Origin of the sequence: Nostoc sp. (assembly GCF_036916655.1) — a bacterium.
Lineage (GTDB): Bacteria > Cyanobacteriota > Cyanobacteriia > Cyanobacteriales > Nostocaceae > Nostoc.
In genome coordinates this window covers 1-8122 of sequence record NZ_JBALFY010000125.1, presented here as the reverse complement: position 1 = coordinate 8122, position 8122 = coordinate 1, and the positions used below count along the sequence as shown (strand labels likewise).

Below are 8122 nucleotides of genomic sequence, written 5' to 3'. Positions count from 1 at the left end.
CTAGGAAAACGTTGTGTAAACTACACACAACGTCAAACGCTTGCCTGATAAACGTTGTGGACGTTGTGGTGTATATAACCAATGGATCACAAATTGCCGACAGCAGAGGGGCAAGTTCGACCCATGACAAAGCTTGAACCCCAGGAACAGCAGGAGGTGTGGCTAAAAGCAGTAGAACTTGCTGGTGGTAAAGTGCCGACTGGTAGAATCGTCAAAGATGTGGTGCAAAGGATCATGGAGAGAACCCAAGTACCGAACACTTACCAAATCGGCGAAGTGTGCCAAATCGTAGTCAAAGACAACCCGGAACTCAGAGGCAAGGGTGGGTGTTGGGGTATCGTTAACCATGTGAGCGAATTCAGCTGTACTGTCAAAACCTGGGATGGCGAGTACACCGTTGGGTTGCAGCATCTGAAGTACTTCAACTACCTGCCTGCCGAGTGTGAGCAGGTTCAGGAGATTAGCGATCGCATCAGTCGGGTGTATTCGAGTGAGTTGGAGGAGTCGGTGCAGAGGTTTTTGGAATCGTTGGGGAAGCTGAAGCGGAGTTATTTGACCCACTTGGAAGCGAAAGTGTTGAGTTTGTTGGAGTTAGAAACTGGCGGCTGATGCGAGAATTACCAGCAGATGTACTATCACGCTTGTGTTTTGGAGCGAAGGCGATATATCCCAAAGTGGTTACTAAATTGAACTCAGCAGATGGAGCAAGAAAAAGCAGCAGTGCAGGAAATTTTGGCAGTCTTGGGCGTGGTGGAATAAGAGGCGATCGCTACTTCATCCCTCTAATATATGCTGTGCAATTTTAATTGCTGTTGGCGCTCCTTTAGGATTGGCTGATGCAAAACATAGTAAATATAAAGCAATACGGTTCAGTTAAGCCTATGCAGTGCTTGAAACAACAAACACAGGAGGATTAGTTATTGTTCCAGCGCCTCTGTGTTTAACTTTTTTAGAGCGAAATTTTGATACAGGCTTTTTCACAACCCTTGGATTGTTTCTATGAACCCTTTCAGGTAAAACTTGGTCGAGAATTTCCACAGTTAACCAACTCAAAAAAAGGGGAGTTCTTGTGATTGTAAACGCTGAAATTTGGGGAGGGCACGACGAACAACTCGTAATGTTCCTGTGAAACTTAGACGCAAGGGTGCAACTTCTGCACTAGTAGCAGCTTGAAAAATTAACGACCGGATAGCCCAATGTCCTAATAATAAACCGTAAACTTCTTGCACTACCTCTCGTGGTTTTTGAGAACGAATATGAGTTTTTCGTCCTAAAAGATGTACTTTAAGTTCATCAATCGTATTCTCGACTTCCCAACGTTGATGATATTCACAAGCTAGCAACTGGGCTGGGAATTTTTCAATGTCCAATAAGCTCGTAATTAAACGGTATTTGATTGGTTCTTTTGGGTTATCAGGATTCTCAATTGTGTACTCAATGACTCGTACTTGTATTGGTTGAAAACCTTTTTTCTCAATTTCCCAGGTGGATAAATATAACTTAAATACGAACCATCTTCTAAAGCTTCTTCATTTAAAAATTTAACATTGGCAGGAATTCTTCCTAAATAATCACAACCCTTACTTACTGTTGCTTGCACCATCGCGTAGGAATGCAAGCCCCTATCCCACATTAACAACATGGAGGATGTTACCGAGCGTAATAATTTTAGTGACCTAACTCGCTCTCCAATTTTATATGGGCACATTAATGCATCAAAAATTAAATGTGTCCCTGCCTCTACTAAAATAACTAATCTAACTTTGGGAAATGCCGCTCGTGTACCAGGACGACTACCAGGACGACCAAAAACTCTTGCATTTTCATCACTATCTGGGATATCTAAGCAAGTTCCATCAATCACTACAATTCGCAGTCCGTTTAAAAAACCTCCAATTGTTTCACTGTTTGCCATTGGTCGTACCAACTGATGAAACAATTGCCTCATTACCCCCGCACCTAGTCGCTGTCTGGCTTGGGTGATAGCTGATTTACATGGAATCCGCCAATATTTACCAACTTTTACCCATGCCTCTGAAAGACCATCAATGAGATTTTTTAGCACATCCCGCATTGAATCCCTTGACCACAGGCTCATTGCTATTATTAGACAAATCACCAGATGTGCTGGTAACGAACGATGACGTTCCTCTTCTACTTTAGTTTTAGCGGTAAGCGAAGCCATGCCGTAGGCTTATCGCTTGTTCAATTAAAGTTGCTGGGATAGCTGCTTCTATTGCTTTGAATATCCCAGTACTTTGTATCTTGGAAGACATCAATGAGAATTCTTTGAGATGCACCTTACTTGATTTCAATTTTCGGAAACAATACCCAGTTTACAACGCTTTGAGGCTTAACTGAACCGTATTGTACTATAAATTAGATCCTGTGCAATGGATGTAAATTTAAGTAAATAAACAATATAGGAATCCGATTTGATTTATGAAAAGATGCGTAGGGTATGTTAGCGACAGCGTAACGCACCATCATCAAGGGTTTGGTGCGTTAAAAACGCAATTCTTAACGCACCCTACAATACCTAATTTTGTTCAAAAATCAAATAAGATTCCTATATATTGCATTTAGTTCTATTTTAATGACTAAAGCTTTTACTATAAACTTTGAATTATTACACCTACTTATTTAGGAGGTTTTCATCGCCATAATCTTCAAAGCCACAGCTTCAGAGACAGGCATCACCGATAATCGATTTCCTTGCCTTACTAAGATTAACTCTTCAGGGCTAAATTTTTCCTTGAGTATTGATAGCGAGATTGGGTTAGAAAAAGTCTCAACAAATTCTACTAAAACTGTTTGCCAGCGAGGGGATTCAGAAGTTGATTTGGGGTCGTAGTATTGACTTTCTGGCTCAAACTGTGTCGGGTCAGAAATATTTTTTTTCACCACACGCATTAACCCAGCAATCCCAGGAGTATTAGTGTTTGAATGATAGAAAAAAGCTAAGTCTCCTTCATGCATAAGACGTAAAAAGTTGCGAGCTTGATAATTGCGAACACCATCCCAGATAGTCTGATTTTGCTGTTTAAGGTCAGTAATACTATAGGATTCTGGTTCTGATTTCATTAGCCAATAATTCATCTACACACGTTATGAATATACAAATAACAATGATTTTCAAACAAGGGTATTAAGCCCCTTGTGTGAAATAATAGCTAGATTTGTGTCAACTTGTAATAATGACTATTTCGCTTAACTGCGGTAAGCTATAACAGCATAAAATGGATCTCCTCCAGCTGCACCTAACCATTGTAATAAATTGGATAATGTTGACTTGTGAGCTATAACTTCTGGGGTTGTAAATCCTGAAACTGAGGCAAAATAGGCTTTGATTAATTCCACTCGCTGTGCTTCAGAAGCCTCCCGCCAAGCTTGAATTGCTTTTTCAAAAAACATCCGGTTAGAAAAGCTGATAATTGCGACACCACCAGGTTTCAATATACGGTAAATTTCAGAAAATATTGCTTCTGGATATTGCATATATTGCACAGATACGCAATTGAGAACAGCATCAAAATTTTCATCTGGTAAAGGTAGCTGCGGATTTTCGTTAAGATTTTGCACAAAGTAATGATTTAAGCGGGGATTTCGCGCCAATTCCTCAGCATTAAGTCCATGTCCTTCTACATACTCAAACTGCATCTCTTTAGGCAGATGAGACACCCAACTGCTCATCATATCAAAAATGCGAGTGTTGGGTTTGAGGTGATCGCTATATAAATCTGTTAGCTGTTGAATAAATCCTTGATCTACATGGGTGACAAAGCGCGGATAGGCGTAAAATAGCTTATCGTCTTTGTCATCTAACTTCAGGCGTTGATTCGGTCTTAACTGCATAAATCTCTGTTTTGGAGAACTTCTTCGGAAAAATACGGCAATTGTAGGTATTTTTCAACAATCCCTATGTAAGATATTTTAATAACAACAGGACACATCACAATTTGTAATTCGTAATCTACTTTATCCATCTGGGTCTAAATCTCCATGCAGAATGGAGCGAATTATAGAGAGAGGTCTTTTATTCTTACTAATTTTTTCATCCCGTTAGTGAGTCCCCGTACTCCCGTGGATAAATAAGTTGAACGTCACGTCATTACGAATTACGAATTAGTAAATGTTCTATAAACTAAACTTCTTGCAGCATATTTGGCGACAAATCCGCCTAGTCGGATTATTACCCTATTTTAGTTTGTTAGTTTTGATACTGCCCTTATTACTATTTACTTCTGGGCATAATAGTTTGATAGCACACGATGAAGGGCTTTACGCATCACGCGCACGTCTGATGTTTGATTCTGGCAATTGGATAGCTCCTTGGGACAAAGCACATCATAAAACCCCCGGGCCTTATTGGTTAATCGCCAGCTTCTACAAAGTTTTTGGTATCAGTGAAACTACTGCGCGTCTTCCTAGTATGATTGCTGGCATTTTTAGCTTATTACTTGTGTATGAAATTGGCAAAATTATGCTAGGCAAAAAATTAGCTTGGCTAGCTACTGTAATTTTAAGTCTAGAATTTCTCTGGTTGCAATACTGCCGCTTAAGTACACCTGATGTCCCGATGGTTTTGTTAGTTCTTTTAGCTATTTGGTCTTTAATAAAAACCGAACTACATCCTAAATATGATTATTTTTGGAGTTTTATAGCTGGTTTAAGCTTAGGTTTAGGCTTTTTAGTTAGAAGCTTTATGATTTTTTTGCCAATTATAGCTTTATTGCCTTATCTAATTTGGGAACATCGCCGTCATCGTCATCTTACTAACCCATTTTTGTATTTAGGTTTTTTTGTAGGTTTAATACCTACCTGTGTTTGGCTGTGGTTAAGCTGGTTACACTACGGAAATCAAAGTTTTGAGGAGTTGTTTAAATTTGTTGTGTACCAAGGTTCTAATGACCATTATAATAATGGGCCGTTTTTCTATATATGGAATATTCTTTTAAAAGCATTTCCTTGGGCTTTTTTCGGAATTTTAGGTTTATTGTTGACTGTTCATCGTCCTATTGAGCGTTACCATTTGATATTAGTTGGCTTTCCACTCGTCTTATTTGGAGAACTTAGTTTTTTTAGTACTCGCTTCTCTCACTATAGTCTTTGTATTTACCCGTTTATAGCTTTGTTCGCATCTGTAGGTTTGAACTGGTTAGGCAATATTTATCAAAGAGAAACGCACTTACAATTACCTCTTAAAAAGGAGAAAATAAATCTATTAAATATTTTTGCAAAGAAGAATTTTCCCCGAAATTTGAGCTATGGTTTTGGTGGATTAGGCGTTTTACTTGTAATAGCCAGTATTGTCATTCTGAGTTGGGGTAGTTCTGACATCCACAAGTATGCAACTATTGGCTTGGCTATGGGCTTGGGTTGGTTAGTTTTGCCTGTGGTGTGGATTGGCCGTTACCACTTTGGCAAAAAGTTTCTCACAACTCGTTACTGGATTGCAGGTTGGTTAATTCCCTGTTGGCTAGCTTTGGCGGCGATGGGTAGTGTAGGTCTGTTGAGCGATTATAATCTTGTTTTGAGAACTTTTTTACAACAACCTGCGATCGCTTCAATTATCCAATCTAATCCTGTTTACTTTGTGCAAATAGACGATAAAACCAAGGTACTGCTTAATTTTTATCTTTCTAGTCGCCCCCGACAGGTAGCTTCTATCTCCCAATTACCAGCTTTAAGCTATGTTTTAATCTATGCTAACGAGTCCTCTACATTATCTCGACCTTACCGCATTCTAGCTACGCTCAAAGAGTACCTATTAATTCAAATTCTTTCTTAAGAGAGGAGGAGGTGCAATTAAAGCAAGAAAACCGCTATCTCTATCAAAAAACCAATAACTAATAATATTATGACTAAAATAGCTAAATCTTCCTCCATCCCAGTACTCTGGCATAGTTATCGCAACAGCAGCAGTAATTGTCGGTTTTATAAAGAATACCATATCCAATTGGTGTCACTGACTGGAAATAATCAGCGATTAAATCCCCAGGAAATAAATCTGGGTTCAAGTAACGATACATCCAAGAAATATATTCTCGTGCATCGTCGCTGACAATATATTGGCTGCTGAAAGCTTTTTGCACCCCTATAAGAATATAACCAAGAGCAAAAGTTAGGCTTAGGCTGTACCAAAAAATGATACTCAATCTAGATTGCTTGCGTCTATTTGTTTGAGTAATAGGTGTTGTTAAAAGTTTTTGTAATTGTAAAATTAGCATTGCAAGCGTCTATCTCTGAATAAATTAATGAGAAAATTTAACCTTGCAGTTTATTATATAAGCAAGTGGCAGACCATCTTGATAGTCTAAAGACACGAGAATTTCTTTATGGGTGTCTCCTAATTTCTGGCTTAAGGCTAGTGCATCAATGATAGGGGCAACCGGGCGGGCAACAACTATTGGGTAGGCTAATTAGATATAAAGCGTTTTTATTCGCTGATAACCCTATTCTAAGATTACCAAACTTTTGGGTATGAAAGTGATATGCCAAATCATCTAATTCAAAAAATATTTCAAAACTCACCTGTACTTTTCCTGATCGTTTTAGCTATAACCATCAGAATTTACAACATTAATTCGCCAATTATCGGCATTCATTCGTGGCGGCAGTCAGATACAGCAGCAATGTCCAGAAATTTTTATGAGAATGGTTTTAACTTTTTTTATCCTCAAATTGATTGGGGAGGAAATTCACCTGGTTATTGTGAAACTGAATTTCCAATTTATTCATTTATTGTTGCTCTTATTTACAGGGTTTTTGGAGTTTCGGAATTCTGGGGCAGATTCTTATCAATTATCTTTTTTTTGTTAGCTCTCTATTTCCTATATAAACTTATTCTGAAACTTTTAGATAAAAAAATTGCATTTTGGTCTTGCTTATTTTTTGTCATACTACCTTTAAATACTTATTATAGTAGAACTTTTCAGCCAGAGTCTATGCTCTTGATGTGTTCAGTTATCGGCATCTACTATTTTACTAATTGGCTGGATTCACAAAAATTGCAAGATTTAATATTATCAGGTATATTTGTCGCCTTGGCTAGTCTAATTAAAGTTTTGCCAATAATATATTTAGGAATACCACTTTTTTACTTAGCATGGACTAAATTCGGTATCAGAGTTTTTTCTCAAATATCTTTGTGGATTTATAGCATATTTATATTGGCATCTGTAGCTCTATGGTATTACCATGCTCATCAATTATTTTTAGAGTATGGTAATACTTTTGGTTTTTGGTCAGGCTCAACAAATAGATATAACTACAATATTATCCTCACCTTACATTTTTGGACAGAAATAGTATTTAGAACTGCTGTGAGACATTTTGCTATTTTTGGTTTCCCCATATTTATATTAGGATTATTTATTAATCGAAAGAATCAGAGGGAGTATGTGTTAGATATTTGGTTAATTTCAGTAATCTTAACTTGTATTTTAGTACCTGTAACTAGCTTAGTGCATGAATATTATCAACTTCCATTTATGCTTCCAGGAGTGATATTCATTGGTAAAGCTTGTAGTCATTACTGGGATAAAAATGCTCAGAAAATTAATAATAAAAATAGAAAAGCTTTAGTATTGTGTTTATGTCTAACTTTAACTGCTAGCTCTACAATCTATATTATTGACTATATGTTTAAGGAAAGAATAGATAAATCTGCTGTTCTTCAACTATCACAACAAGTAAAACAAAATACTGAAGCATATTCACTGATAATTTCTAGTACTGGTAGTGACCCAACCTTACTTTATTTATCACATCGTAAGGGATGGCTGATTAACCATAGCGATGTAACAGAAGAATATATCTTATCTAGAGCAAAATTTGGAGCCAAGTATCTGGTGGGCAGCTTTAATTTTGTAGAAAGCTATAATTTAGTTGTCAATGACAATCAAAAGCAAGCAATTAATAATATTCTCAATAAATATCCTAATATCCTCAAAGATGGTGTGAACTTTATCGCTAAATTAATGTGAGTTCAACAGATAAATATTAAGCTGCCCCACATTTAAATTACGTGAGTTCGACGGAACTAAAAAATGGCAGGAGGTAGTGCAGGTAAATCTTTTGGGTAAATATCAATCGAAGGTTTTTTAGGCAAATAGGTATA

7 protein-coding genes and 1 pseudogene are annotated in these 8122 nt (G+C 37.3%); 4 read left to right on the top strand and 4 right to left on the bottom strand.

The window, feature by feature from the left end:
* Nucleotides 1-81: 81 nt before the first annotated feature.
* Both V7L31_RS32300 and V7L31_RS32295 read left to right on the top strand, forming a co-directional pair.
* On the top strand, nucleotides 82-609 hold the full coding sequence (locus V7L31_RS32300) for a hypothetical protein (RefSeq protein ID WP_334700014.1): 528 nt from the start codon (nucleotides 82-84) through the stop codon (nucleotides 607-609).
* Nucleotides 609-806, top strand: a complete 198-nt coding sequence (locus V7L31_RS32295; RefSeq protein WP_334700013.1) for a hypothetical protein — start codon at nucleotides 609-611, stop codon at nucleotides 804-806. The genes V7L31_RS32300 and V7L31_RS32295 overlap by 1 nt, the downstream gene beginning before the upstream one ends.
* A gap of 243 nt (nucleotides 807-1049) precedes the next feature.
* Here the strand turns inward: V7L31_RS32295 and V7L31_RS32290 are convergent.
* From V7L31_RS32290 to V7L31_RS32280, 3 genes and pseudogenes are all read right to left on the bottom strand, one after another.
* A pseudogene (locus V7L31_RS32290) lies at nucleotides 1050-2300 on the bottom strand (IS4 family transposase).
* A gap of 343 nt (nucleotides 2301-2643) precedes the next feature.
* Nucleotides 2644-3099: an EVE domain-containing protein gene (locus tag V7L31_RS32285; RefSeq protein WP_334700012.1), complete on the bottom strand. Its 456-nt coding sequence runs from the start codon at nucleotides 3097-3099 to the stop codon at nucleotides 2644-2646.
* Nucleotides 3100-3210: 111 nt separating this feature from the next.
* On the bottom strand, nucleotides 3211-3855 hold the full coding sequence (locus tag V7L31_RS32280) for a class I SAM-dependent methyltransferase (RefSeq protein ID WP_334700011.1): 645 nt from the start codon (nucleotides 3853-3855) through the stop codon (nucleotides 3211-3213).
* Between the two features lie 277 nt (nucleotides 3856-4132).
* On the opposite strand from V7L31_RS32280, the gene V7L31_RS32275 reads away from it, so the two are divergent.
* Entirely contained in the window at nucleotides 4133-5791 is a 1659-nt protein-coding gene (locus tag V7L31_RS32275) for an ArnT family glycosyltransferase (protein WP_334700010.1), read from the top strand.
* Nucleotides 5792-5873: 82 nt separating this feature from the next.
* Here V7L31_RS32275 and V7L31_RS32270 read toward each other — a convergent pair whose 3' ends face one another.
* On the bottom strand, nucleotides 5874-6230 hold the full coding sequence (locus V7L31_RS32270) for a hypothetical protein (protein ID WP_334700009.1): 357 nt from the start codon (nucleotides 6228-6230) through the stop codon (nucleotides 5874-5876).
* Nucleotides 6231-6494: 264 nt separating this feature from the next.
* On the opposite strand from V7L31_RS32270, the gene V7L31_RS32265 reads away from it, so the two are divergent.
* On the top strand, nucleotides 6495-7988 hold the full coding sequence (locus V7L31_RS32265; RefSeq protein ID WP_334700008.1) for an ArnT family glycosyltransferase: 1494 nt from the start codon (nucleotides 6495-6497) through the stop codon (nucleotides 7986-7988).
* The last annotated feature ends 134 nt before the right edge of the window (nucleotides 7989-8122 follow it).

Excerpts from the sequence above, each read along its gene's own strand:
- V7L31_RS32265 (WP_334700008.1), top strand. The coding sequence starts at position 6,495 with ATGCCAAATCATCTAATTCAAAAAATATTTCAAAACTCACCTGTACTT.
- V7L31_RS32275 (WP_334700010.1), top strand. The coding sequence starts at position 4,133 with ATGTTCTATAAACTAAACTTCTTGCAGCATATTTGGCGACAAATCCGC.
- V7L31_RS32280 (WP_334700011.1), bottom strand. The coding sequence starts at position 3,855 with ATGCAGTTAAGACCGAATCAACGCCTGAAGTTAGATGACAAAGACGAT.
- V7L31_RS32270 (WP_334700009.1), bottom strand. The coding sequence starts at position 6,230 with ATGCTAATTTTACAATTACAAAAACTTTTAACAACACCTATTACTCAA.
- V7L31_RS32285 (WP_334700012.1), bottom strand. The coding sequence starts at position 3,099 with ATGAATTATTGGCTAATGAAATCAGAACCAGAATCCTATAGTATTACT.
- V7L31_RS32295 (WP_334700013.1), top strand. The coding sequence starts at position 609 with ATGCGAGAATTACCAGCAGATGTACTATCACGCTTGTGTTTTGGAGCG.
- V7L31_RS32300 (WP_334700014.1), top strand. The coding sequence starts at position 82 with ATGGATCACAAATTGCCGACAGCAGAGGGGCAAGTTCGACCCATGACA.